Origin of the sequence: Microbacterium awajiense, assembly GCF_039536545.1 — a bacterium.
GTDB lineage: Bacteria > Actinomycetota > Actinomycetes > Actinomycetales > Microbacteriaceae > Microbacterium > Microbacterium awajiense.
Genome location: NZ_BAAAYU010000005.1, coordinates 930,765 through 955,186 on the forward strand (window position 1 = coordinate 930,765; position 24,422 = coordinate 955,186).

General features: G+C 68.5%; 22 protein-coding genes and 1 tRNA gene. 14 read left to right on the forward strand and 9 right to left on the reverse strand.

Annotated features, from left to right (window positions below; genetic code table 11):
• Positions 1-2 precede the first annotated feature (2 nt).
• Positions 3-1,061: a hypothetical protein gene (locus ABD663_RS11080; RefSeq protein ID WP_344738468.1), complete on the reverse strand. Its 1,059-nt coding sequence runs from the start codon at positions 1,059-1,061 to the stop codon at positions 3-5.
• A gap of 70 nt (positions 1,062-1,131) precedes the next feature.
• Here ABD663_RS11080 and ABD663_RS11085 point away from each other — a divergent pair, with 70 nt between their 5' ends.
• Entirely contained in the window at positions 1,132-2,487 is a 1,356-nt protein-coding gene (locus ABD663_RS11085) for an ATP-dependent DNA helicase (RefSeq protein ID WP_344738470.1), read from the forward strand.
• A 1-nt stretch (position 2,488) separates the two neighbouring features.
• Here the strand turns inward: ABD663_RS11085 and ABD663_RS11090 are convergent, their stop codons facing one another.
• Complete coding sequence (locus ABD663_RS11090) at positions 2,489-3,142, reverse strand: biliverdin-producing heme oxygenase (RefSeq protein WP_344738472.1); 654 nt, start codon at positions 3,140-3,142, stop codon at positions 2,489-2,491.
• A 90-nt stretch (positions 3,143-3,232) separates the two neighbouring features.
• Positions 3,233-3,544: a DUF2470 domain-containing protein gene (locus ABD663_RS11095; RefSeq protein WP_344738474.1), complete on the reverse strand. Its 312-nt coding sequence runs from the start codon at positions 3,542-3,544 to the stop codon at positions 3,233-3,235.
• Positions 3,545-3,639: 95 nt separating this feature from the next.
• On the opposite strand from ABD663_RS11095, the gene ABD663_RS11100 reads away from it, so the two are divergent.
• The 3 genes from ABD663_RS11100 to ABD663_RS11110 all read left to right on the forward strand — a co-directional run bounded on the left by ABD663_RS11100 (position 3,640) and on the right by ABD663_RS11110 (position 6,998).
• Positions 3,640-4,905: a serine hydrolase domain-containing protein gene (locus tag ABD663_RS11100; RefSeq protein WP_344738476.1), complete on the forward strand. Its 1,266-nt coding sequence runs from the start codon at positions 3,640-3,642 to the stop codon at positions 4,903-4,905.
• Positions 4,902-5,774, forward strand: a complete 873-nt coding sequence (locus ABD663_RS11105; RefSeq protein WP_344738478.1) for an EamA family transporter — start codon at positions 4,902-4,904, stop codon at positions 5,772-5,774. The genes ABD663_RS11100 and ABD663_RS11105 overlap by 4 nt, the downstream gene beginning before the upstream one ends.
• Before the next feature lie 165 nt (positions 5,775-5,939).
• On the forward strand, positions 5,940-6,998 hold the full coding sequence (locus ABD663_RS11110) for a uroporphyrinogen decarboxylase/cobalamine-independent methonine synthase family protein (protein ID WP_344738481.1): 1,059 nt from the start codon (positions 5,940-5,942) through the stop codon (positions 6,996-6,998).
• Between the two features lie 7 nt (positions 6,999-7,005).
• On the opposite strand, the gene ABD663_RS11115 is transcribed toward ABD663_RS11110, so the two are convergent.
• Both ABD663_RS11115 and ABD663_RS11120 read right to left on the reverse strand, forming a co-directional pair.
• Positions 7,006-7,884: an aldo/keto reductase gene (locus ABD663_RS11115; protein ID WP_344738483.1), complete on the reverse strand. Its 879-nt coding sequence runs from the start codon at positions 7,882-7,884 to the stop codon at positions 7,006-7,008.
• Complete coding sequence (locus ABD663_RS11120) at positions 7,881-9,383, reverse strand: sulfatase family protein (RefSeq protein ID WP_344738485.1); 1,503 nt, start codon at positions 9,381-9,383, stop codon at positions 7,881-7,883. Before ABD663_RS11120 ends, ABD663_RS11115 begins: the two co-directional genes overlap by 4 nt.
• A 185-nt stretch (positions 9,384-9,568) precedes the next feature.
• On the opposite strand from ABD663_RS11120, the gene ABD663_RS11125 reads away from it, so the two are divergent.
• The 5 genes from ABD663_RS11125 to ABD663_RS11145 all read left to right on the forward strand — a co-directional run bounded on the left by ABD663_RS11125 (position 9,569) and on the right by ABD663_RS11145 (position 16,635).
• A complete protein-coding gene (locus ABD663_RS11125; RefSeq protein WP_344738487.1) occupies positions 9,569-10,897 on the forward strand; it encodes an ABC transporter substrate-binding protein in 1,329 nt (442 codons plus the stop codon).
• A 1-nt stretch (position 10,898) separates the two neighbouring features.
• Positions 10,899-11,843, forward strand: coding sequence for a carbohydrate ABC transporter permease (locus ABD663_RS11130; protein WP_344738489.1), 945 nt, complete (start codon positions 10,899-10,901; stop codon positions 11,841-11,843).
• Complete coding sequence (locus ABD663_RS11135) at positions 11,840-12,664, forward strand: carbohydrate ABC transporter permease (protein ID WP_344738491.1); 825 nt, start codon at positions 11,840-11,842, stop codon at positions 12,662-12,664. Before ABD663_RS11130 ends, ABD663_RS11135 begins: the two co-directional genes overlap by 4 nt.
• Positions 12,665-12,730: 66 nt before the next feature.
• A complete protein-coding gene (locus ABD663_RS11140; RefSeq protein ID WP_344738493.1) occupies positions 12,731-14,251 on the forward strand; it encodes a sulfatase family protein in 1,521 nt (506 codons plus the stop codon).
• The gene (locus ABD663_RS11145; RefSeq protein WP_344738495.1) at positions 14,248-16,635 is read left to right on the forward strand and encodes an alpha-L-rhamnosidase-related protein; all 2,388 of its coding nucleotides are present in this window, start codon (positions 14,248-14,250) and stop codon (positions 16,633-16,635) included. The genes ABD663_RS11140 and ABD663_RS11145 overlap by 4 nt, the downstream gene beginning before the upstream one ends.
• Here the strand turns inward: ABD663_RS11145 and ABD663_RS11150 are convergent.
• Complete coding sequence (locus ABD663_RS11150; RefSeq protein ID WP_344738497.1) at positions 16,626-17,657, reverse strand: LacI family DNA-binding transcriptional regulator; 1,032 nt, start codon at positions 17,655-17,657, stop codon at positions 16,626-16,628. The two genes, ABD663_RS11145 and ABD663_RS11150, sit on opposite strands and share 10 nt — an antisense overlap.
• Before the next feature lie 158 nt (positions 17,658-17,815).
• Between ABD663_RS11150 and ABD663_RS11155 the strand changes: the two genes are divergently transcribed.
• From ABD663_RS11155 to ABD663_RS11165, 3 genes are read left to right on the forward strand one after another with little or no spacing between them, the layout of a single operon-like run.
• Positions 17,816-19,258 carry an L-fucose/L-arabinose isomerase family protein gene (locus ABD663_RS11155; RefSeq protein WP_344738500.1) on the forward strand — a complete coding sequence of 481 codons (1,443 nt, stop codon included), beginning with the start codon at positions 17,816-17,818 and terminating at the stop codon, positions 19,256-19,258.
• A gap of 3 nt (positions 19,259-19,261) precedes the next feature.
• Entirely contained in the window at positions 19,262-19,597 is a 336-nt protein-coding gene (locus tag ABD663_RS11160) for a putative quinol monooxygenase (protein ID WP_344738503.1), read from the forward strand.
• Positions 19,594-20,649 (forward strand): Gfo/Idh/MocA family protein, encoded by a 1,056-nt coding sequence (locus ABD663_RS11165; protein ID WP_344738505.1) that lies wholly within the window; start codon positions 19,594-19,596, stop codon positions 20,647-20,649. Before ABD663_RS11160 ends, ABD663_RS11165 begins: the two co-directional genes overlap by 4 nt.
• 154 nt (positions 20,650-20,803) lie before the next feature.
• Here the strand turns inward: ABD663_RS11165 and ABD663_RS11170 are convergent.
• Positions 20,804-20,874: transfer RNA gene (locus tag ABD663_RS11170), tRNA-Gly, on the reverse strand.
• Between the two features lie 147 nt (positions 20,875-21,021).
• Between ABD663_RS11170 and dcd the strand changes: the two genes are divergently transcribed.
• Positions 21,022-21,627 (forward strand): dCTP deaminase, encoded by a 606-nt coding sequence (dcd, locus tag ABD663_RS11175; RefSeq protein WP_344738507.1) that lies wholly within the window; start codon positions 21,022-21,024, stop codon positions 21,625-21,627.
• Positions 21,628-21,643: 16 nt separating this feature from the next.
• Here the strand turns inward: dcd and ABD663_RS11180 are convergent, their stop codons facing one another.
• Positions 21,644-22,285, reverse strand: a complete 642-nt coding sequence (locus tag ABD663_RS11180) for a MarR family winged helix-turn-helix transcriptional regulator (RefSeq protein ID WP_344738509.1) — start codon at positions 22,283-22,285, stop codon at positions 21,644-21,646.
• A 103-nt stretch (positions 22,286-22,388) separates the two neighbouring features.
• On the opposite strand from ABD663_RS11180, the gene ABD663_RS11185 reads away from it, so the two are divergent.
• Positions 22,389-22,913, forward strand: coding sequence for a MarR family winged helix-turn-helix transcriptional regulator (locus ABD663_RS11185; protein ID WP_344738511.1), 525 nt, complete (start codon positions 22,389-22,391; stop codon positions 22,911-22,913).
• Between the two features lie 21 nt (positions 22,914-22,934).
• On the opposite strand, the gene ABD663_RS11190 is transcribed toward ABD663_RS11185, so the two are convergent.
• Positions 22,935-24,332 (reverse strand): MFS transporter, encoded by a 1,398-nt coding sequence (locus tag ABD663_RS11190; RefSeq protein WP_344738513.1) that lies wholly within the window; start codon positions 24,330-24,332, stop codon positions 22,935-22,937.
• Between the last annotated feature and the right edge of the window lie 90 nt (positions 24,333-24,422).

Here is a 24,422-nt window from a genome sequence, read left to right on the forward strand (position 1 = left end):
GACTACGCGCCGGACACGATGATCGACGCGCTGCCGTCGGGCAGCACCGTGACCGTCCCCGACACCTCGAAGCGCACGTCCTCGTCGACCGGTCGCACCGATCCGTCGAACAGCGACACGATGTCGACGCGGATGCGCGCGGCAGCGACCGTCGGCGCGATGCGCCATGCGTCGCCGTCGGGGGTGAGGACGACTTCGGGCTGTGTCGAGATCGTCCACTCGGGCGGTGAGCCGATGCGATCCTGCACGACGTAGCCGAACGGGCATCCCGTAGGTTGCAGCACCTGCTGCGTCGCGCACTCGGCGAGGAACTCCGTCACCCGCGACTGGACGAGCGCGACGAACTCGTCGGTGGGTTGGGCCTGCACCTGCACGGGCACTTCGGCGAACGGGCTGTCCGAGAGCACCGCGACACCCGGTGTGCGGGCGATCGCATTGTCGACCGATACCGAGTACAGCCCCGGCGAGAACACCAGCAGGGGCAGCGGGGTCAGCGGATCCTCGGCCACTCCCTCCGGGTCGATCTGGCGTTTGTCGATCGTGAAGCCGTTCACGTCGAAGTCGGTCGAGCCCTTCACAACGAGGTCGATCACGGCCAGGGGGCTCTGCGCGAACCGCCACGCCGGCGCGACCCCGATCCAGCCGTTGCCGACGACCTCGAAGCTCGTCGTGCCGACGTAGGCGCCCGCCCGATACGAGACCGTGACGGTCGTGATGTCGCCCTCGGTGTTCTCCGAGACGACCTCGACATCGGACAACGGCGAAAGCGCGGCGCTGCGCAGCAGCGCATCGGATGCCTGCGCGGGCAGGTCGGCGGCATCGAGGTCGGCGGAATCGACCGTCACGCCGGGCACGGCCAGCGCGCGGGCGGCATCGCCGTCGACGAGCAGCGAGAGGTAGCGCTCGACGAACGCCGTCGGGCTGTACAGCTCTCGATAGAGTGCGACCGCTCCGGCGTACAGTGCGCCGAGCAGCACGGCGCCGATCACGCCGAAGAGCGTCAGATCGAGCCACAGCGGCGTGCGGCGGCGCTGCACCTGGACGTCCGCCTCCGCTTCCACGGGTCAATTCTAGGAAACGCCGCCTGTGGATCCCCCGACCTCGGCGCCATCGGCTGGCTAGCATGAACCGGTGACCTCGCCCGCCCTCTCCGCCGAGCAGCAGGATGTGTTCGAGCTCATCGAGAACTCACGAGATCACGTCTTCGTCACCGGCCGGGCCGGCACCGGCAAGTCGACGCTCCTCCAGCATCTGGCAGCGAACACCTCGAAGCAGATCGCGGTCTGCGCGCCGACGGGCGTCGCCGCGCTCAACGTCGAGGGGCAGACGGTCCACTCGCTGTTCCGCCTGCCGATCGGGCTCATCGCGAACAGCGAACTCGAGCAGGGTGATGCGACTCGACGCATCCTCAATGCCCTCGACACGCTCGTGATCGACGAGGTGTCGATGGTCAACGCCGACCTGATGGACGCGATCGATCGCTCGCTGCGCCAGGCCCGCGGGCGGCGCGGCGAGCCCTTCGGAGGCGCCCAGGTCGTGATGTTCGGCGACCCGTACCAGCTCGCCCCGGTGCCGCCCCGCGGTGATGAGATGCGCTACATCCGCGATCACTATCGGTCGTTCTGGTTCTTCGATGCGAAGGTCTGGGCCGGCGAGCGGGCCGACGAGGGAGGGATGCTGGATCTCGGGCGGCACGGCGCCGACCTGACCATTCGCGAACTCGTCGACGTGCACCGGCAGGCCGACCCCGGTTTCCGCGCCATGCTCAACGCGGTCCGGCACGGTCAGGTGACGGCCGACATCGCCCGGGTGCTCAACGACACGGGCGCGCGAATCCCGCCGGAACCGGGTGAGCACGAGAAGCCGATCATCACGCTTGCGACCCGCAACGACATCGTGAACGCGATCAATCGCCGGCATCTGGCCGCGTTGCCGGGGGCGGTGCAGAAGGCATCCGCCGAGGTCAGCGGCGACTTCGGGCGCGGCGACGCCTACCCGGCGGATGTCGAACTCGAACTGAAGGTCGGCGCGCAGGTCATGTTCCTGCGCAACGACGTCGGCTCGTATGGCGAGCCGCCGCGGTGGGTCAACGGCACGATCGGCACGGTGACCCGCATCGCGGGCGGCACCGTTCGCGTCGACGTCGACGGAACCGAGTTCGACGTCGAGCCGGCGGTGTGGGAGAGGTTCCGATATCGGTACGACGCGGCCTCACGCAACCTCACACGCGAGATCGTCGCCGAGTTCACCCAGTTCCCGCTGAGGCTGGCGTGGGCGGTGACCATCCACAAGTCGCAGGGCAAGACGTACGAGCGGGCGATCATCGACCTCGGTGCCGGCGCATTCGCCCCGGGACAGACCTATGTCGCGCTGTCCCGGCTCACCTCGCTCGACGGGCTGTACCTCAGCCGTCCGCTGCGCCCCAGCGACATCCGGGTCGATCCCGACGTGTCGCGTTTCCTGTCGCGCGCCGACGTCGCGCGGTGACTCAGGCCGCGGTCTCTGCCTTCGCGCGGGCCAGGTCCTCGAACAGCTCCGTGTTCAGCCGATAGGCCAGCAGCACCTCTTCAACGACGCGCTCCTTCTCGTCGTCGCTCCAGGGTGCGGCATCCAGCTGCTCGCGGTACACGTCCTTGAATGCCTTGGGGTCGGCGATGTCCTCGAAGATGTAGAACCCGATGCCGTTGGTCTCGAAGCCGAATCGACGCGCCATGAGGCGGCCGATGAACAGGCCTCCGGACAGGTCGCCGAGGTAGCGCGTGTAGTGGTGGGCGACGAAGCCGCCCGGCCACATCGTGCCGACCTGGCGAATGCGGTCGACGTAGCGGCGGGTCGTGGGCAGCGCCTCGATCTCGTCACGCCAGTCCGGGCCGACGAGGAACTCGAGGTCGGATTCCAGCGCGGGCAGGCGCGTCAGCTTGTCGCTGATGAAGGTGGCCGCGACCGGGTCGTGCTTCATGCGGTCGGCGGCCCACTCGAGGGCCTCGTAGATGTACCAGTGCTGGGCGACGAGGGCGATGTAGTCGTCTCGCGTGCCCTCGCCGCTCATGAGATCGGACATGAAACCGGCGTGCTCGCTCGTGGAGTGGGCCTGGCTCGAGCGCTCACGCAGCATGGCGGAGAAGGAGATGACGTCGGGCATGGCGTCCGTTTCGGGTAAGGATGTCCTTACTGGTATACCATGCCCGGGTTTCGGCTTTCGGGCTTCGGACCGCGACCCGGGCGGATCCCCTCAGGCGTGCGGCCGGGGCTCGACCCCGAGCAGGCGGCACGCCTCGTCGTACAGCGCGACGATCTCACGGCGCACCTGCGGTCGCTCCGAGATCGGTCCGCCCGGCCACGGCACGCGGATGGCGAGCGACCCGCCGTCGTGCAGCGTCGCCTCCCAGTCGCCGCCGTCGCCGTCGAACCCCGTCATCGTCGAGGCGGACGCCGAGGGGTCGGGCCCGAACGCGCGGGCGATGAGCAGGTTGTCGTCTGCGTGGTCGGAGTTCATGTGCCCGAGCACGCCCGAGAGGGTGGCGTCGTCGAACCGGTGCGGCATCCGATCAGCCTATCGACGGTGATCTCGCTGTGACCTGCGTGTGTTTGAATCTCTATGGCAGAAATACGGGGGGACCGGGTATGCGATCACGACGGATGACGCTGCGTGCTGTCGCAGCCGCCGGCGTCGCGCTCGCGCTCGCCCTGTCGGGATGCTCCGCCGACACGAGTATCGAACTCGACGTGCCGGCGCAGGTCGAAGGCTCATTGCCGGAGGCCACGGTTGCCGAACTCCAGTCCGCCGTCGAAGCGGCGATGACGGCGACCGCCTCGACCGGCGCGATCGTGGGCGTGTGGGCGCCGTGGAGCGGATCGTGGGTGACCGCGTTCGGCACCTCGACCCCCGGTGGAGCGGCTGTCACGACCGACATGGAGTTCCGCGCGGGGCGCATCACACGCGCGATGACGTGCGACGTGCTGTACAACGTCGCGGCCACCGGCGCGGTCTCGCTCGATGACAGCATCACCGAATACGTGAGCGGGCTGCCCGACCTTGGCGACGTGACGCTCGAGATGCTGTGCGACAGCACCTCGGGAGTCGGCTCCTACCTCGGGCAGCTGCAGAAGCAGTGGACCACGAACCCGACGCGCGTGTGGAACGCGATGGAGCTCGCCGGCTACGGTCTCGGCCAGTTCGGCGACACCGAACCCGGCGCCGGGTACCGCGACTCGGATGCCGGATACCTGCTGCTGGGCATCGCGCTCGAACGGGCCACGCGCACGAGCATGGCCGATCTGATGGAGCAGTACATCTTCGAGCCGCTCGACATGGAGGCGACGCGGCTGCCCGGGCCCGCTGCGGGGCCGGCATCCGATGAGCTGCCCGTGCTTTCGGGACTGCACTCGATCAAGAACGGCGAGGACGGCGCGATGAACTGCGCCGAGCCGCTGGATCTGACCGTCGCCTCATCGAGCCTGGCGTTCACCGACTCCGGTGTCGTGACCGATGTGAACGATCTCGCTCGCTACATGCAGGCGCTCGGCGCGCAGGCCCTCGTGCCGGACGGCGTCGACCGCTTCGCGGATCCCGTTCCGACATCGAACGACGCGTCGTCCTGGTACACGACGATCGGCGGAACGGTGCAGGCCGGGTCGCTGGTCGGACACTTCGGCGCCTCGCTCGGCTACCTCACGAGCGCGTGGGTCGACCCGTCGACGGGCATGACCGTCGTCGCCGTGCTCAACAACTCGGCTGTCGGGTCGACGGCGGCGCGCAACCTCGGCTGGCAGCTCGCCGCCATCGCGTCGAAGGCGCCGGCCGCGTCGGGCCAGACGGCTCCCGAGGCCGGTCTGCCGTTCACGGCGGAGCAGTGGGGCGAGGCGATCACGTCCCGTCCGCTCTGCCCGGCTTCCGAAGGGTGACGCGCGCCGGCACGGCTCCGGCCGTGCTGCTGGTCGTCGTCGGCCTGGCCTGCCAGGAGATCGGCGCCTCGTTCGCGGTGCTCCTGTTCCCACAGGTGGGGCCGCTCGGCATGGTCATGCTGCGGCTGGTGTTCTCGGCCGTGATCCTGCTCGCGATCGCGCGGCCGTCGGTGCGCGGCCGGTCGCGATCGGACTGGACCGGGGTGCTGCTGTTCGGGCTCGTGCTCGTCGTGATGAACGGCCTGTTCTACTTGGCGCTCGAGCGGCTTCCGCTCGGGGTCACCGTCACGATCGAGGTGCTCGGACCCCTCACCCTGTCGATCATCGCGAGCCGCCGCGCCTCCGCCTGGCTGTGGGCCGGTCTCGCGCTGGGCGGCGTCGCCGCGCTCGGGGGCGGCGGCTGGGAACGGCTCGATCCGCTCGGGGTGCTGTTCGCGCTCGGCGCCGCCGCCAGCTGGGCCGGATACATCCTGGCCTCGGCCCGCGTCGGCCGCGCGTTCGCGAAGCTCGACGGGCTCGCGCTCGCCATGGCCGCGGGCGCGCTGCTCTCGCTGCCGTTCGGCATCGCCGACGCGGGTTCGGCGCTGCTGCGGCTCGACCTCATCGCGATCGGAGCCGCCGTCGCCGTGCTCTCGTCGACGATCCCCTACGCGTTCGAGCTGATCGCCCTGCGACGCCTTCCCGCCGCCGCGTTCGCGATCCTCATGAGCCTCGCGCCCGCCACCGCCGCGATCGCCGGCTTCGTGCTGCTCGGCCAGCATCTCTCATGGCTCGAGGTCGTCGGAATCGCCCTCGTCATCGCCGCGAGCATCGGGGCCGTGCGATCGTCGTCGCGCGCCGCACGCGAGACGGCGGAACCACTCGCCTGATCGCGGGCCGTCACGCGACGCAACACGGGAACGGCGCCTCGCGCGCCGTTGCTAGCCTGACCGGGCAGCGCGCAGCGAGGCCTCGCGTCCCGATCGGGGGACACGCCTGCGATTCCCACCCGTCGGAGTCGCGCCTTCGCGGCTCCCGTCCTGAGGAGCATCCGCATGGTCACCGTCAGCAACGTCCACTTCGTCGGCAGCATCAACCAGCCCGACGCCGAGTCCGTCTTCCGCATCGTCGGCGAGCGTGTCGGAGGGCGCGCGGCGCGCATTCCCGACGGCGAGGTGGGCGAGCGGTACTACTGGATCCAGTTCCAGACCTTCCGGCTCGACGAGACGCCGGGGCTCGTGCGGGTCGGACCCGAGCTGCCCTTCAAGATCCGCGACACCTTCGATGTGCGACCCTTCGCGCTCGACGGCACGGTCGCCCCCGCCGACCTCGCGTTCCCGAACCTGGGGTACGCGGACGCCGCGATCGAGTCGTACGCCGCGTTCCGCACCCTGCGCGACGGCGGCGTGATCCCCGCGAGCGTGCGGTTCCAGGTGTCGATCCCGACACCGGTCGGCGTCGTCGGGGCCTTCGTGGTGCCAAACGACCGCGCCGCCGTCGAGCCGGCCTACGAGAGGGCGCTGTTCGCCGAGGTCGCGCGCATCGCCGACGCGATCCCGCACGACGACCTCGCGATCCAATGGGACTCGGCGGTCGAGTTCGGCATTCTCGACGGCGTCGAGTTCAACGGCATCCCCTTCAGCGCGGGCTGGGGCGACGACCTGCTCGGAGGAGTCGTCGCCCGCGCGGTTCGCCAGATCGACGCGGTTCCCGCCGACGTGCAGGTCGGCTTCCATCTCTGTTACGGAGACGTCGAGGAGGAGCACTTCGTGCAGCCGACGGACGCCGGCACACTGGCATCCGTCATCCGCGGCATCGTCGCGGCGTCACCGCGGGTCATCGACTGGTTCCACCTGCCCGTGCCGATCGAGCGTGACGATTCGGCCTACTTCGCGCCCCTCGCCGACCTCGACCTGCCCGAGGGCACCGAGATCGATCTCGGTCTGCTGCACCACGAAGACGGCATCGAGGGCGCCGAGCGCCGCATCGCCGCCGCGGCCACGGTGATCGACCGGTTCGGGGTCAGCACCGAGTGTGGCTTCGGCCGCGGCCCCGCCGACCGCACCGCCGATCTTCTCGATCTGCACGCGGCGGTCGTCGACGCCTACAGCTGAGCGCGATTCATGGGTCGGCCCGGGGATGATCGATGTCTGCGGCCCACGCACGGGCGCACTCGTCGTCCCACGGTGTCGAAGGCACGGCAGCGGTCTCCGCGGCCCGGCGCGGGCTTCCGATCCCCACGATGGCGGATACGGCGTCCGAGTCGGCGAGCATCCCGCGAAGCGCCAGAGCATGCACGCTGCGGTGGCGCTTCGCGGCGACCTTCGCGAGCGCGGGAAACCGCTGGGGAAGGTCTTTCGCGTGCGCGGGGCCCCCGAGGGGCGAGTACGCGAAGAAGGCGAGGCCGAGCCGCTCCGCGCAGCGGAGCGAGTCCGACCGCTCGCCCGCGACGAGGCGGTTCTGAACGGCGGTGAGTCGGCACGCGGTGGCCGCGACTTCGATCTGTGCGACGGTCGCGTTCGAGATCCCGATGGCCCCGATCTTCCCTGCTCGGCGCAGCTCTTCCAGGGCGCCGAAGGACTCCAGGATGTCGACGGGTCCGTCGGCGCGATGCAGGTAGTACAGGTCGAGCCGGTCGCGCTCGAGCGCGCGCAAGCTGTCGTCGACGTCTCGACGGAGCCGAGCTGGCGTGTTGTCGATACCCCACTGCGCCACGCCCGACCGGAAGTGTCCGCCCTTGGTCATGATGATCACGTCGTCGCGGTCGCGCAGCGCCAGGGTGAGCAACCGCTCGTTGTGGAGCGGGTCGCCGACGGTGGCGTAGGCCCGCGCGGTGTCGAACACGCGTAGTCCCGCGTCGTACGCTGCGCGCACGGTCGCGACGGCGTTCGCATGGTTCACCTCGGGGGCGGTCGAGAACCTCCCGCATCCTTCGGCGATTCGGCCGCGCAGCGCGCGGACGGTGACCGTCGTCTCGGGCGTCCTCCGTCCCCTGCTCACCGGGGCTGGGGTCCGCGTGCCACCGGGCTCAGCTCCCGCATGCGGTGGATCGGCGGTGTCCTGTCGGAGTCGACATAGGCCCACAGTTCGTGCTGATCGGGGAACGGATCCTGGAAGTACGCGAGCCATTCCTCCGTCTTCCTATGGAGATACGCCTGGATCTCTTCGGTGCCGGGAACGCCGGGGAGCGGTATCCGCCCGAAATGGTTGTCGAGCTGATGCGGGTCGTCGGCGCGGCGGAACAGAGTGTCGATGCGCCGGAGAAGGATCGTTCGCCCGACGTCGCCCTCGCGATTCGGCTCGCGCGGGTCCGTACGGTCGATGTTCTCGATCGAGTACGTCCACTCCTTGGTGTACACGCCTCGCCACGGTGTTGTGAAGTAGAACATCGGCGCCGACTCGACGGCATCGTCATCGCCCTCGAGGATCGCGCGGGAGAGGTCCTTGCCATGGACGTGATCCGGTACGGGCAGACCCATCAGGCCCAGCAGCGTCGGCATCAGATCGATCGTGCCGACGATGAGTTCCGAGCGGCGCGGGGCGACTCTTCCCCCGGGGAGTGAGACGATGAGCGGCACCCGCGCGGACACGTCCTCTGGGCTCGACTTGTGCGCGTGGTTGTTGAAGGCGCCGAACGTCTCGCCATGATCGCTCGTGTACACGATGATCGTGTTGTCGCGCAGGCCGCGCTCGTCGAGGGCGGCCAGGATGCGGCCGACATTCGCGTCCACCTCGCTGCAAAGGGCGAGGTAGCCCTGTGTCATCAGCCGCGTGCGCTCGTTGACCGGGACGGTGGGGCGGAGCGTGAGATCGGCGGGATCGTACAGTTCCTTGTACTCCTCGGGGGCGTCGAAAGAGGTGTACTTCGCGTCGTCGCCTCCGTTGTGGTTGTGCGGGGCGTGATACGAGACGAACAGGGTGAACGGCTGCTCGGCCGTCTGCTGCTCGATGAAGTCGACCGCCTGATCTGTCTGCCCCTCCACTTCCCAGCATCCGAACAGGACCTTCTCGTCGCCATCCCAGAAGAAGGCGTTCTCGGGATCGTAGTTGACGGCGCAGTTGTTGCTGAGGAACACGTCGTCGAACCCGTGGCGATCGGGACCCGCCGGTATCGGACGGTTCCGGTCGCCACCGTAGAGATGCCACTTGCCGACATACGCGTTGCGGTACCCGTGGTGCTGAGCGACCTCGGCGAAGGAATCGCCGAGGTCGGTCGCCAGACGACGATCATTGGTGAAGCAGTTGTTCCACAGCGGGTGCTCGCCTGAGATCAGCATGCTCCGCGCCGGCGTGCACACAGGGGAGTTCGAGACCGCGTGGTCGAAGAGCAGCCCACTCCCTGCGAGTCGGTCCAGGTGCGGGGTCTTCACGTCGCTGAGGCCGTACGCGCCGAGCATGTCTCGCGACTGCTGGTCGGAGAAGATGAACACGAGGTTCGGTCGCTCCGTTGCTCTCGCCGACGATGAGGATGTCTCTTGTTCTTCGATGAACCGGTTCATGTCCGAATTCTGACACGAACCGGCGGTGGTTGGGTGCAGATCTTCCCTGACTTGTCAGCATTCTCTGGGCGCACCGTCCACCCGAGGGGAGCGGGGGCTAGGCAGGACGCGATTGATCTGCTACCGTTCCGTGAATCGGTTCATCGCTGACCGGATTCCTGTCCCAAGCAAAGAAGGTTGTCACAGTGGTCACTCCTCTCAGGTCACCCCGCCGGCTCATCGCCGCTTCCGGTGCCGCACTCCTGGTCGTCTCACTCGCCGCCTGTTCGACTGCGGATTCCGGTGGGGGAGACGATTCCGATCCGTCGACACTCAGCGGCGAGATCCGTGTCGGCATGATCGCCTCCCTCGCGCCGCAGTTCGAGCGGTACGCCGAGGAGTTCGAGAAGGCCTACCCCGACATCGACGTCACCGTCGAGGCTGTGGCCGAGTCGCCCGCCGACTACATCCAGCAGCTCGCAACGCTGAACCTCAGCAACACCGTGCCGGATGTCTTGTTCAACACCGGCGGTCTCAACCAGACGCTCGACGCGAACGGTCTGCTGTGGGACATGTCCGAGTGGCTCGACGAAGGGCGATCCGGTCTCGAGGCTGCGAGCTTCGCCCCCAACTTCCTCGGGCTCTTCCAGAGCGAGGACGGTCGGACCACCGGTCTGCCTGTGAGCGCGGACAGCGGAGTGGTCACCTACAACGCCGCCCAGTTCGAGGAGTACGGCGTGCCGCTTCCCACCGACGACTGGACCTACGAGGACATGTACGACGCCGCGCGTCAGATCTTCGATGCCTCGGGCGGTGACGTGTACGGCATCGTCACGCCACTCGGTGTCGCAGAGACGCCGTTCCAGTGGTATCCGGTCCTGCGCGCCTATGGAAGCGACATGTACGACGAAGGTGCGAACGAGTTCGTGTTCGCGGACGCCGCCGGCATCGAGGCCTGGACCACGCTTCTCGAGCCGTACACCGATGGCTTCGGCGTGCCCTACTCGGCACTGGCGAACGATCCGGGCAAGAACTACTTCCCCAGCGAGCAGGCTGCCATGGAGGTCGCATCGACCGCTCGCATCGCAGCCCTTCGCGAGCAGATGCAGAGCGAGTGGGACGTCGCACCGATGCCACTGGTCGACGGCGTGCGGACCACCGGCGGCGGGGCGTACTCCCTGTCGCTCAGCGAGAAGTCCGAGAAGAAGGACGTCGCCTGGGAGTTCCTCGCGTGGTTCTACTCGGTCGACGGCGGATTCGAGGTGGCGAAGGACGACGGGATCATCCCTGCGACGACGGACGGGATCGACAACGGAACCTGGCAGCAGGATCCTCCCCCCGTCCCGGCCAGCTTCGTGCCGACCGTCCAGATCTCGATCGAGGACGCGATCCTGCAGAAGCCCTACCCGGCGGATGTCGCACCGGAGGTGCTCCCCGCGCTGCAAGAGGCCATTCAGAAGGTCATGCTGCGTGACGTGTCCATCGAGGTCGCCTTCACCGAAGCCCAGGACGCGCTCAACGCACTCCTGCAGTGACATGACTGACACGCGCGCCACTCAGCGCATCGTGACTCGCTCGGGCGCGGGGAAGACCCCGCGCCCGGCGGGTGGGCGGGCGCATCGCTACGACCTCGTCGCCGCGTGGGGAATGCTCACTCCCGCGGTGATCATGTTCACCACGTTCGTGATCGTCCCCGCCTTGGTGGGGATCGCGCTCAGCTTCTTCGAGTGGGATTTCTTCAATCCCCCCGTCTTCGTCGGGTTCGACAACTACGTCCAGCTGGTTTCGGACCCGGATGTCTGGCACGCACTGTGGGTGACCATCCAGTACGTCGTACTCGGTGTCATCCCGACCGTGCTCGTCGGATTCATGCTCGCTGTGCTCATCAACGCGAACATGCCCGGGGTCCCGGCGCTGCGGGTGCTCTACTTCGTGCCCGTCGTCCTGTCCGTGGCCGTGTCGGCCGTGCTGTGGTCGTTCATGTACGACCCGCGTCAGGGTCCTGTCGCCGCATTGCTCAGGGCGTTCGGATTGCCGCCGATCGACTTCCTCAACAGTGAGGTTCTGGCGCTGCCGTCCTTGGTGCTGATGATGATCTGGCTCGCGCTTCCGATCGTGATCATCTTCTACCTCGCGGGACTCCAGAGGGTGCCCGAGGACATCTACGCGGCGGCCGCACTCGACGGCGCGGGCGCGTGGCGCACGCTGTGGTCGATGACCTGGCCGAACGTCATGCCGACCACCTACGTCGTCGTCGTGCTCCAGATCATCAACTTCGTCGCCAACTCGCTCGACGTGTCGTTGATCATGACCGGCGGAGGTCCGCTCGGTGCGACGCGGAGCCTCTCGCTGTACGCATACGAGCAGGCCTTCAGCTTCCAGAACGTCGGCTATGCCAGTGCGCTGTCGATCTTCCAGCTGCTGCTCATCGTCGGGATCGTCGCTCTCGGGCGCGTCCTGGGATCGAGGTCCTTCCGATGAAACCGAAGAGCATGCGATACGGGCGCTACACGACGATCGTCGTGTGCGGACTCATCATCGCTTTCCCCCTGCTGTACCTCCTGTCCGGCTCGTTGATGTCGTTCCAGGAGATCTCGCAATACCCGCCGAAGCTCGTTCCGAGTGAACTGGTGTGGCAGAACTATGCCGACGCGTGGGACTACCTCACGCCCCGTACGGTGCTGAACACCTTCATCTTCGTCATCTCGGTGCTCGTGCTGCAGCTGGCGATCTGCCTGCCGGCGGGATTCGCGCTCGCGAAGGTCCCCATGAAGGGCACGGCGATCCTGCTCGCGATGTTCGTGATCCCGATCTTCCTGCCTGCCAACCTCACGCTCATCCCCACCTTCATCGTGACGCTCGAACTGGGCTTGGTCGGATCCTTCGCGGGGCTCATCCTGCCCGTCGTCGGTCACGCGTCCTTGGGCATCCTGCTCTTCCGGCAGTTCTTCGCGACCTTTCCCGGCGGTCTCATCGAGGCGGCGCGACTGGATGGAGCGGGCTGGTTCCGCACCTTCTTCTCGATCGCTCTGCCGCTGGCCAAGCCGGTCATCGCCTCGTACTCGGTGGTGACCTTCCTCACGGCCTGGAACATGTACATCTGGCCGCTCGTCGCGGCGCCCGGGCCCGACACCCGGGTTCTGACCCTCGCGCTCGCGCCGCTGGCCCAGGGCGACTTCAGCAACATCTCGCCTGCCGTGAGTTTCGCGGCAGCCGTGGTCGCGATGATCCCCGTCCTCCTGGTGTTCGTGCTGTTCCAACGCTGGTTCACGCGCGGAATCGTCGGCTCGGGTCTCGAATGACGGCCGTGGCGGACCAAGAACATGCGCGCCACGAACGCGCTCTCCTCAGGCGAAAGGCAACCCTCGATGACCGCGGATGACAGGCCCGACATCATCTTCCTGATGACGGACCAGCAGCGCTGGGATGCGCTCGGCGTCCACAATCCCCTCGTGAAGACCCCGAATCTCGATCGCCTGATCGAAGCCGGCGTGATCTTTCCCCAGGCGACATGTCAGGCACCGATGTGCGTACCGAGCCGGCACTCCTTGATGACGGGTCTGTACCCGTCGCAGAACGGCGTTCGATCCAACGAGTCGGCGACGCCGGGTGATTCGGCCGTGGCGGCACCGCTTCTCGCCGAGGCGATGCGCGCCGCCGGCTATCTCACCGCGGGCTTCGGCAAGACGCACTGGGGCCGCACGCCCGAGACCCCGTCGACACGAGGCTTCGACGTCCGCGTCGTCGGAACACGCGATCTCGGCCTCGAAACGGGAGCAGTCAACTGGCAGGAGGAGGGCGATCCGGATGGTCGCGCCGCCTATCTGGAGATGACGCGCGGGTACGGACCGGGCGAGGAGGAACCTCTCGGCTACATCGGTGCCACCTCGACGATCCCCGCGCGAAACCACCCCGACGGATGGATCGCGGAGAAGGCTCTCGAGTGGCTGGACGGGCCGGATCTCGACACCGACAAGCCTCTCTTCTTCTACCTCAGCTTCGTCAAGCCCCACGCCGGTCACAATCCGGCCGCCGAATTCGAGGCGCTTTACGACATCGACGACATCCCCGACCTGGAGATGCCGCCGTGGGACGAGTCCCGCTACGACCACATCCGCGTGCGCGATGACCATTCGCCGTTCCTCGGCGCTCGAAGCCAGCGGTGGCGTGACGCGTGGCGTGCGCTCACCGCACGGGAGCGACGCCAGGCGACGCTGCGCTACTGGGCGAACTGCAGCTGGCTGGATTCGCTGTTCGGTCAGGCGCTCGACAGACTCGCGCGGCGTGGACGGCTGAGCAACGCGCTCATCGTCTTCGCGAGCGATCACGGCGAGCTCCTGGGGGAGAGGAACTTCCAATTCTCGAAGTACTGCCTCTATGACAGCAGCGTGCGCGTGCCGCTCGTCGTATCGGGCACAGCCGTCGCGCCTCACCTGCGGGGGACGACCGATGAGCGTCCGGCAGCACTCGTGGATCTGTATCCGACCATCGCCGATGTCGCAGGCTTCCCGGTCCATGACACGGCGGTCGGCACGTCGCTGCTGCGACGCGCGCGACGGACCGGATCGTTCGCGGAGATGCACGAACCCGCGCCGGCATGGATGTGGCGCACGGCGCGTTACAAGCTGATCGTCTTCGTCGACCCGCACGGCGAGGGGGCGCAAGGAGAGCTGTACGATCTGCAGACCGATCCCGCCGAATGGCACAACCTCTATGGGGATCCTTCGTACCTCGCCGTCCGCGCGGAGCTGATGGCGGAGATGGTCGCCCACCTCGCCACGGCGTTCGCCGTCACGCCGTCCCACGGCGCGCGCGGGGTACTCGCTGAGTATGACGACGCGGTCGTGCCGCCGTCGCGCGGGCGGGTCGTCAGCGAGGTGGATGCGTGAGCGGCGTCGGCACGGTCGGCAGTGTGCGCCCGCAGGAGAGCCCGCGCAGCGCGCACCGACTGGTGGAGTCCGTGCAGATCGAGCCGCACGGATGGTCGGGCCTCGACGGGCGACCCGCGGGTGACGTGCGGCGTCAGCTGGAGCCGACCTTCCCCGGCGCCTTCTGGCTCGCGACGAAGGCGCGACCCGACCAGCACGCGGGGTTCGTCGCCGACGTCGTCGTCGATCGCGGCGGCTCATACCGGCTCGCCGTCCAGGCCTCCGGGGCTTTTCGACTGCGCATCGACGCCGAGACCCTCGTCCACGGGCCGTTGCGCTACGCCCCGGCACTCCCCGAGTATCACGAGCAGCGCATCGATCTGCCCGCGGGGCGGCACCGCCTGGCGCTCCACGCGCAGGGGGAACTGCTGACCACCCGGATGTCGGCGGCAGTGCCGCCGTTCGCCTGGGTACGGCTCGTCGACGACGAGGAGCGCGTGCTCCCCCTCGAGTGGCGCGGGCGCGAGCTGGACGAGTACCACGCGACCGGTCTGCGCGTCAGCCCCCTGCTGGGATGGGTCGAGTGGCAGGCGGCGCCGTTCACCGGTGCGTGGTGGGACGACGACCTGCACGCAGGATGGACGGCGACCACGCCGGTCGACCTGTCGGTTCTCGGTCGTCGCGCCACCTGCGCCGACATCGCGTTGCCCTCATGGCCATCGCGACAGCTGACGCCGCACGCGTCAGGGGTGTATCGCGACACCTATGTCGGCTACGAGTTCGACGACATCGGCACGCAGTTCCTGCTCGCCGATGACGACCCCGATCCGACGGATGACCTCGACGGCCGCTGGTTCCGGTATGACCTTGGCCGGGTGCGCGTGGGATCGGTGGCCTTGAAGGTGAGGACCACCGCGAAGGCCGAAGTCACAGTGGGATTCGCCGAGCGCCTGACCCCCGACGGCCGTCCTTCGCCTGTCGTCGCTCTGTCCGCCGGGCCCACTCGGATGCTGCAGCACTTCACCATCAATGCGGGCGAGACGGTGATCGAGCCGCTGCAGTCCCTCGGCGGTCGGTACGTGGAGGTCCGGGTGCGGGGCGACCTCGACAGCGTGGTCACAGACGCGCGCTTCGTCGAGCGCGACTTCCTGGGCCCGCCCACCGGTCGCTTCGAGTCGGGCGACCCGCTGCTCGATCGGGTCTGGGCGACCGGACTCGATACGTTGCGGGCCACTGCCGAAGACAGTCTCATCGACTCGGTCCGGGAACGCGGCGAGTGGGTGGGTGACGTCGTCTCGAGCGCGCTGCACCTCCTCAGTGCCGGGTGGGGAGATGTCCGACTGGTCCGTCGCGCGCTGTTGCACTCAGCCGCGGGAGCACGCGACGACGGTCTGGTCTCGGGCTGCGGTCCGGGCGAGGTGCTCTATCTCGGCACCTACGCCGCGCAGTGGGTCACGGCCTGCGTGAACGTCGCGCAGGTCGAGGGTGATCTCGCGCTCTTGCGGGAGCTGGAAGAGAGCGCGAGAGCCAACGTGCGGGCGCTCCTCGCCTCCATCGACGCGGACGGCGGTCACCGCCTGCCGTGGTCGTTCGTGGACTGGGGGTACGGCGTTCCCCAAGATCAGCCGAATCTCGCGGTGCTGGCCCATGTCCATCACGCAGTGCGCGCCTGGCGTCGGTGGCTCGATCTGATCGGCAAGGGAGAAGAAGCCCAGGAGTACGCTGCGGATGAGCAGAGACTCGCCCGCGTACTGGCGACGTGGATGATCGATCCCGCGAATCCGTACCACTCGTGGACGCTGGGTGTGCACAGCGGCATCGTCGACGCCGAGGGCGCAGCCCGGTTCATTCAGGAGCACGTCGCCCGTGCCTTTCCGTTCGACCGCACCGCTGACCGTCTTCGCGACCCGAGCCAGGTTCGCCCCGGTGCGGTGACGCCGTACTTCACCAACTACTCGTTCCCGATCCTCCTCGATACAGGCCGAGGCGCCGAGGTCGCCGACATGTGGCGGGCCGGATGGGGCTGGATGCTCGACCGCGGGGCAACGACCTGGTGGGAGGTCTTCGATGAGCGGTGGAGCCAGTGTCACTACTGGGGCGGCGCGCCGACATGGCAGATGTCGCGGTGGGGACTCGGCCTGCACCTCGACATCGACGAGGAGGGGCCGGTCGCCGACCTGCGCGTGAACGACCTCGGTCGCGACCGCGTCGCCGGACGCGCGCACCTCGCGGGGGCGTGCACGGCCGAGGTGGAATGGGAGCGCTCCGGGAGCGAGAGCATCCGCTATCGCCTGGATCTCTCCGACTCGGCGCGGGTGCGGATTCGGGGAGTGGCCAGGGACCTCGCCCGCGGCGGCCACGAGTTCATGCTCAGCCGGCAGGGCGCCACTTCGCTCTACCGGTGAGCGGCGAGAGACGTGGGGAGCGAGGTGTGGCGAACGATGAGTTCGGGCGAGTAGACGCGACGCACCTGCTCGCGTTCGGGCCCGGCTGCGATCTCGGCGACCGTGAGCTCGACGGCTGCCTCCGCCATCCGCTCGACCGGCTGTCGCACCGTGGTCAACGGTACCTGGGCGGTGGCTGCGAACTCGATGTCGTCGTGACCGATCAGGCTCAGTTCCTCGGGCACGCGGATGCCCCCGGCAGTCGTGATCTCGTGCATCAGACCGATCGCCAGCAGATCATTGGCCGCGAAGATCGCGTCGGGGCGCCGGTCGGGCGGCGTCGACAGCACACGGGCTCCCACCCGTCGTCCCTCGTCGATGGTCAGGGTGATCGTCGACAGGTACTCCATGCGGGCTCCGGGCGACTCTGCGACCGCCCGAGCGGCGCCGTCGACGCGCCCCCGCACCTGATGGATCGGGCCCCCGGCCACCAGGATGTCGCGACGGCCCTGATCGAGGAGGTGCCGCACGGCGATGTAGCCGCCGTGCTCGGCGTCGGACTGGACGACGCTGAAGTCGTCACCGGCATCCGGCACACCCAACAGGACGATCGGAGTCCCATTGGCCCGAATGGCGCGCATGCGGGGGGTCACGCCGTCGATCGGTGCCAGCATGATGCCGCCGACGCGTTGCTCCTCGAAGAGATCGAGGTACCGCGTCTCTCGCGCTGCCCGCTGCGAGCTCGCGCCGAGCAGCACGGAATAGCCGGCCTTCTCGGCGGCGTCTTCCGACGCCTCGGCAAGCGTGTTGAAGAACGAATCGTAGTTGCTGAGCACCAGCAGGCCCAGAGTCCTGCTGGCGCCGGACGAGAGCTGCCGGGCGTGACTGTTCGGCACGTAGTCGAGATCGCGCATCGCTGCGCGGACGCGCGCCGCGAGCTCAGGCTTGACGGACGTACGGCCGTTGAGGACGTTCGACACGGTTCCGACCGAGACGCCCGCGGCGCGGGCGACGTCTCGGATGTGAACTCGTGCGCGCGACATCGGACCGACTCCCCGTTCTGTCTACGCCGACATCGCTCGACGCAGACGCCCTCTCATTATGTCCGCCTCGCGGCCGAACACACGTCTTCCCGTCGTGCTGCGCGCGACATCCTCACCATGACCATGCGGCGCGACCGCGACGACGAAAGAAGAGAGACATGAGAACCACCCCGACCGCATCCGCCGCCGTGATCGCTCCGAAGGCGCGGCGTCGACCGAGGATCGGTCTGGTCGCAGGCGGCCTCGGCACCTACTGGCCGCAGTTCCCCGGGCTGCTGCCGCAACTGCAGGAATCGTCACGATACGTCTCGGAGCGCTTCGCCGAGATGGACGCCGATGTCACCGACGTCGGCTTCATCTCGGATGCGCAGGAGGGCGCGGCTGCAGCCGAAGCCCTTCGCAGGGTCGATTGCGATCTGATCGTGCTGTTCCTGACCACCTACCTGACGAGCTCGATGGTGCTTCCGATCGCGCAGCGTTCCGGGGCGCCGGTGCTGGTCATCGACCTCCAGCCGACCGAGAAGATGGACCATGCCGCGTTCGACACGGGTGCGTGGCTGGCGTACTGCGGGCAGTGCCCCGTTCCCGAAGTCGGCAACGTCTTCCTGCGCGCGGGCATCCCTTTCCGCTCGGTGTCCGGCTATCTGCGGCAGGATGCGGCGTGGCGCCGCATCGAGCAGTGGATCGCCGCGGCCCATGTGCGCGCCGCGCTGCGCCATGCGCGTCACGGACTCATGGGGCACGTGTATCCGGGGATGCTGGATGTCTCGACGGATCTGACGCTGCTCCCGGTGACATTCGGGTCGCACGTCGAGGTTCTGGAGTTCGACGATCTGCGGGTTCGTGTGGATGCGGTCACCGAGCAGGAGACCGTCGAGAGGATGGACCTCGCACGCAGCATCTTCACGCTCGATGACACGGTGGTGCACGAGGACTTCGCCTGGGGCGCGAGAGTGTCCGTAGGGCTGGACCGTCTGGTCGACGACTTCGCGCTGGATTCGCTCGCCTACTACCACCGCGGTCTCGACGGTGAACAGTACGAGAGGCTGGGCGCCGGCATGATCCTCGGCGCTTCTTTGTTGACGGCTCGCGGCATCCCGGCGACGGGAGAGTACGAACTGCGTACGACTCTCGCGCAGTTGGCGACGCAGGTCGTCGGTGCGGGTGGCTCGTTCTGCGAGATCCAGGCTCTGAACTTCGAGGACAACGTGGTCGAGATGGGCCATGACGGGCCCGCGCATCTGGCGGTGGCCTCGCGCGATCCGCTGCTGCGGGGCCTGGGTGTCTACCACGGCAAACGGGGGTGGGGCGTATCGGTCGAGTTCGACGTGCAGCACGGTCCCGTCACGCTGCTCGGACTCGGACAGGACCGGGATGGGTCGCTGTCCTTCATCGCATCCGAGGGCACGGTTGTACCGGGCCCCCTGCTGGAGATCGGCAACACGACGAGCCGCGTCGACTTCGGTCGCGATCCGGGCGAATGGGTGGATGCCTGGTCGGCGACCGGTGTCGGGCATCATTGGAGCCTCTCGCTCGGCCACCGATCCGCGACCTACCGGGCCGCGGCTTCGCTGCTGGGCATCGACTTCCGGGTGGTGTGATCGATGTCCGTCACCGTCGTCGCCGTTCTCACCGCCAAGCCGGGCCAGGGGCCCGCCGTGATCGAGTCCTTCCGGGAGGTGTCGCCGCTGGTCCATGCGGAGCCCGGGTGCGAGCTCTACGCTGCGCACCTCGAACAGACCGGTGACACCGTCGTCATGGTCGAACGGTGGACCACTCGCGCCGACCTCGATGCGCACGCCTCGGGCGGCCCCCTCGCTCGACTGAACGAACTCACCGTGGGCCTCCTCGAACGGCCGTACGACGTGTGGTTCCTCGATCCGGTCCCCCTCGGCGACTCCGTCAAGGGTGCCATCCCGGTCGCGCACCGTCCGATATGACGCTGCCCACGACTCTTCCGCCCGCCGACGTCTTCGCCCGCGGATCCGCGCCGTCGCTGCGCTGGGGTGTGCTCGCCCCCGGCGGGATCGCTGCGGCATTCGTCACGGCGGTCCTGCGATTCACCGACCAGAGAGTGGTCGCCGTCGGGTCGCGGTCACCGGAGCGCGCCGCTGCCTTCGCGGCCCGCTTCGAGATCCCGCGCTCGTGCGGGTCGTACGAGGACCTCGTCGCCTGCGACGACGTCGATGTCGTCTACATCGCCTCTCCGCAGTCCGAGCACGTCCGACTGGGGATGCTCGCGATCGGCGCCGGCAAGCATGTCCTCATCGAGAAGCCGCTCGCCACCAGGGCCGACGACGGTCGTCGGCTTCTCACTGCAGCCCGAGAGGCGGGCGTGTTCGCGATGGAGGCCATGTGGACCCGCTACCTGCCGCAGTCGGGCGTCCTCCGGCGGCTGATCGCGGACGGCGTGCTCGGAGACATCGAACTGGTGCTCGCAGACCATGGGCAGGCGGTGCCCCGCGATCCTTCACGGCGGGTCTGGCGGCCCGAGCTCGGCGGTGGCGCGCTGGGCGACATGGGGATCTATCCGATCGCGTTCGCGTCGGAGATGCTCGGCCCTCCGACCGAAGTCCTCGCGCAAGGGATGCTCACCCCGACGGGAGTGGATGCCTACGCGACGCTGGCGCTCTCACACGCAGGCGGACGGCACGCGTCGATCAGCACCGGCCTGCTGACGCGCAGCCCTCTCGTCGCCACTGTCGCAGGCAGTCGGGCGCGCGTCGACCTGGCCTCTCCGTTCTTCACGCCGACATCGTTCACGCTCTCGAGCACGGAGGTCTTCGCGGGGGAGTCGGTCACGTGGCGAGAGCCGACCGGCATGGTCGGTTTCGACGGGCTCTCGTGGGAGGCGACGGCGCTCGCTCGCTTCGTCGACGAGGGGCGGATGGAGTCGCCTCTCCACGGTCACGATGAGACGGTCTCGATCCTCGCGACGATCGACGAAGCACGCCGCCAGATCCATGCCGCAGGCCACGTTGCGGGGCTGTGAGGGGATGACGGGAATCGGCCACTCCGCCTCTCCACCCGCCGCTGCGCGGCGCGCGGAGCCTCTGGCGGAGCGGGACCCCCCGCTGCGAGTCGGTTCCGACGGCACCAACGCGAAAGCCCCGCCGCGCGACCTGCGGTCGCCCGTCGGGGCTTTGAGGGGATGACGGGAATCGAACCCGCGCTGTCTGCTTGGGAAGCAGAAGTTCTGCCATTGAACTACATCCCCGAGCGGCCTTTCGGCGCTTCGCAAGGATAACAGAGCGGGTGCGTCAGCCTCCGATGGCGGTGCGGATGGCGGGAACGTCGAGCTCCCACGGCATCTCGGCAGGATGCCGCACGCGTGGCCGGCGTGCCGACGGCTAGGCTGGCTCCCGTGCTGCTCAGTGACCGCGACATCCGGGCCGAGGTGGACCGCGGTCGTGTCGGCGTCGAGCCGTGGGACGCCTCGATGGTGCAGCCGTCGAGCGTCGATGTGCGACTGGACCGCTACTTCCGGCTGTTCGACAACCACCGGTATCCATTCATCGATCCGGCCGAGGATCAGCCCGACCTCACTCGCCTCATCGAGGTCGAACCCGACGAGGCCTTCATCCTGCATCCGGGCGAGTTCGCGCTCGGGTCGACCTTCGAGCAGGTGTCGCTGCCCGACGATGTCGCCGCGCGCCTCGAGGGAAAGTCATCGCTCGGACGGCTCGGACTGCTGACCCACTCGACCGCGGGGTTCATCGACCCCGGCTTCAGCGGCCACGTCACGCTCGAGCTCTCGAACGTCGCGACGCTGCCGATCAAGCTCTGGCCGGGCATGAAGATCGGCCAGCTGTGCTTCTTCCGCCTGTCGTCGCCCGCGCAGAACCCGTACGGCTCGGGTCCGTACGGCAACCGCTACCAGGGCCAGCGGGGCCCGACGGCCTCGCGGTCGTTCCAGAACTTCCACCGCACCGACGTCGGGGTCACCGAGGCGGGATCGCTCGGAGGCTGATCCCGCCCCGGGTGCCTCAGGCGTCGCGACCGCGGCGGAAGCCGCTGTCGAAGCCGCGCTCGAAGGCGCGCTCCACCCGACGGTCGGTGCGGTGGCCGTGCCGGTGCCCGTGGTGCGGGCCGTGGCCGGGCGCAAAGCCGTGACCGGGGCCGAAACCGTGGTGCCGGTTGCCGCCGTGACGGATGCCGCGGCCGGTCGGCCGGGTCCACGGCGACGCGTCGTCGCCGCCGAGTTCACGCGCGATCGCCTCGAGCGAGGCGACCATCGTGGCGTACTCGTCGGGCGGGACGGCGTCGGCGACCCGTGAGCGGATACCGTCGACGATGCCGCCGAGACGGTCGCGCTCGGCGCGGCCCGCGTCGGTGAGCGTCCAGGTGCCGTCCGCTTCGCGCGCGACCCAACCGCGGTCGGCGAGGGCCCGCATCCGCTTGCCCTTGCGCTGCGCGAAGGCCGCGACGCGGTCGGCCTGCTCACCGTGGCCGCTGTGCTCGCCCGAGAGGACGTTCAGCAGCATCCAGTCGCGCCTGTCGACGCCCTCGCCGGCGAGCGCCTCGGCGAACGCGTGACTGAGGAGGTGGTCGACCGAGCGCAGCAGGCCGCCGAGGCGGCGGTGGGAGGCGTCGGGGCTGGTGGTGGGGTCTTGTGTGTCGTTGTCCATGGGGGATCCTTCCGATCCGAAGTGCTATCGCATGTCGTCCGACATGTATATGCAGTGTGACATGTAAATGGGATTCATGTCAACTCACATGTATCATCGGCGCATGACCGACGACCCCGCCGACCGCATCGCCGCGGCGCTCGGACGCCTGCGCGGACGCCGATTCCCCCAGGGCGGCGAGCCCGTCCACTCCGGGCACCGTCACGGCCACCACCCGCACGGGCGCGGGCGGGGCGACGGGCCCCTCGACCCGGGCGCCTGGATGGGCGGACCCGCCAAGATGCGGCTGGCGGGGCCCGCCCGCATGCGGATGCTCGAGGCGCTCGCGGCCGCCGACACCCCGCTGACCGTCGGCCAGATCGCCGAGGCGGTCGGCGTGGACCAGCCGCGGGCGTCCCGTGTGGTTCAGCAGTCTGTCGAGCTCGGACTCGTGCAACGCGAAGCCGACCCCGAGGACGCCCGCCGCACGCGCGTCGCGCTCACCGATCAGGGGCGCCGGATGCAGCGAGGGTTCCGCGGCGAGCGGCGCCAGGCGATCGTGTCGGCCCTCGCCGATTTCACCGACGACGAGCGCGAACAGCTCGCGCAGCTGCTCACCAAGCTCGCCGACGGCTGGCCGGCGCGCTGAGATCGCTCGGGCGGCGCGAGGTCAGTCGCGCGTCGCGCGCGCGGGCGCCTTCACGAACAGGAGCATGACGAAGCCCGCAGCGAGGATGAGCGCGATGCCGAGGATGCCGTACAGCGTCTGGTTGCCGGCGAGCGCGATGAACGCGCCCCACAGCAGCGGCGCCATCCAGCTCGCCGCACGACCCGTCGTGGCGTAGAGGCCGAAGATCTCGCCCTCCTGACCGATGGGCGTCACACGCGCGAGAAACGATCGCGAGGCGGCCTGCGCCGGCCCGACGAGACTCGCCAGAACGATGCCGACGATCCAGAAGAGGGTCTGTCCGGCGGTCGCGAAGAAGTAGACGGTGAGACAGCACCCCACGATGCCGCCGATCGCGACGAGGATCACGGCTTTCGGACCGAAGCGATCGTCGAGCCGCCCGGCGAAGATCGTCGAGATGCCCGCCACGAGGTTCAGCACCACTCCGAAGATGACGAGATCGGTGAAGCCGAAACCGAAGACGCGCGCGGCGATGACCGTGCCGAAGGTGAACACCGCAGCGAGTCCGTCGCGGTAGACGGCGGATGCGAGAAGGAACCAGAACGTCGGGCGGTGCTCGCGCCACAGCCGAGCGATCGAACGGAACAGCTCGACATAGCCGGCGAAGAAGCCCACCCGTCGGGCGTCGGCGGCCGCGGCGGGCTCGGGGACGTTGCGGAAGATCGGGATGGAGAACAGCAGGGTCCATACCGTGGCGCCGGCGGCGATCAGTTGGAAGGTGAGCGCCTGTGTTCCGTCGAGCACACCGCTGAGGATCAGGCCGACCACGATCACGAGCGCGATGATGCCGCCGATGTAGCCGAAGCCCCACCCCAGCCCCGACACGCGTCCGACCGTCTTGGGGGTTGAGACCGAGGCCAGCAGCGCGTTGTAGTTGGCGCCTGCGATCTCGCCGACGACACTCCCGAAAGCGATCATCGCCACGCCGAACCAGAAGTACGCCGGCACTCCGGGGATGAAGGCCATCGCCGCCTGCGCCCCGATCAGCAGCGCGGTGAAGATCCCCAGCATCAGTTTGCGGCGCCCGGTGGCATCGGCACGTTGGCCGAGCACGGGGGCGAGCAGCGCGATGAGGATGCCGGCGATCATGATCCCCCAGCCGAGATTCGCGTCGAGTGCCCCCAACGCGCGGCAGAACTCGGTTGCTGCATTGATCGCGGTGTCGCAGTCGATCTCCTCGCCGTCGACGATTCCGCTCTGGGCGACGGCGGGGTCGAGGAAGAACGACGAGACGAGGAAGCTCGGCACCCACACGAAGGTGAGAAGCACCGAGTTGAACGGCTGGGTGGCCCAGTCCCACATCGCCCACGAGATGACCCGCTTGCGGGGTACGGGCTGTTCGGATCCGGCGTCCTGGAACACGCCCGTCACCGCGCCCACGGCTCCCGTGTTCGCAGGTCTCGGGGGTCTCGGGCGCCGTGCGTCGGACTGGGGCTCATCGGGTTCCATGCTCGTCACGGTAGGGCCCTT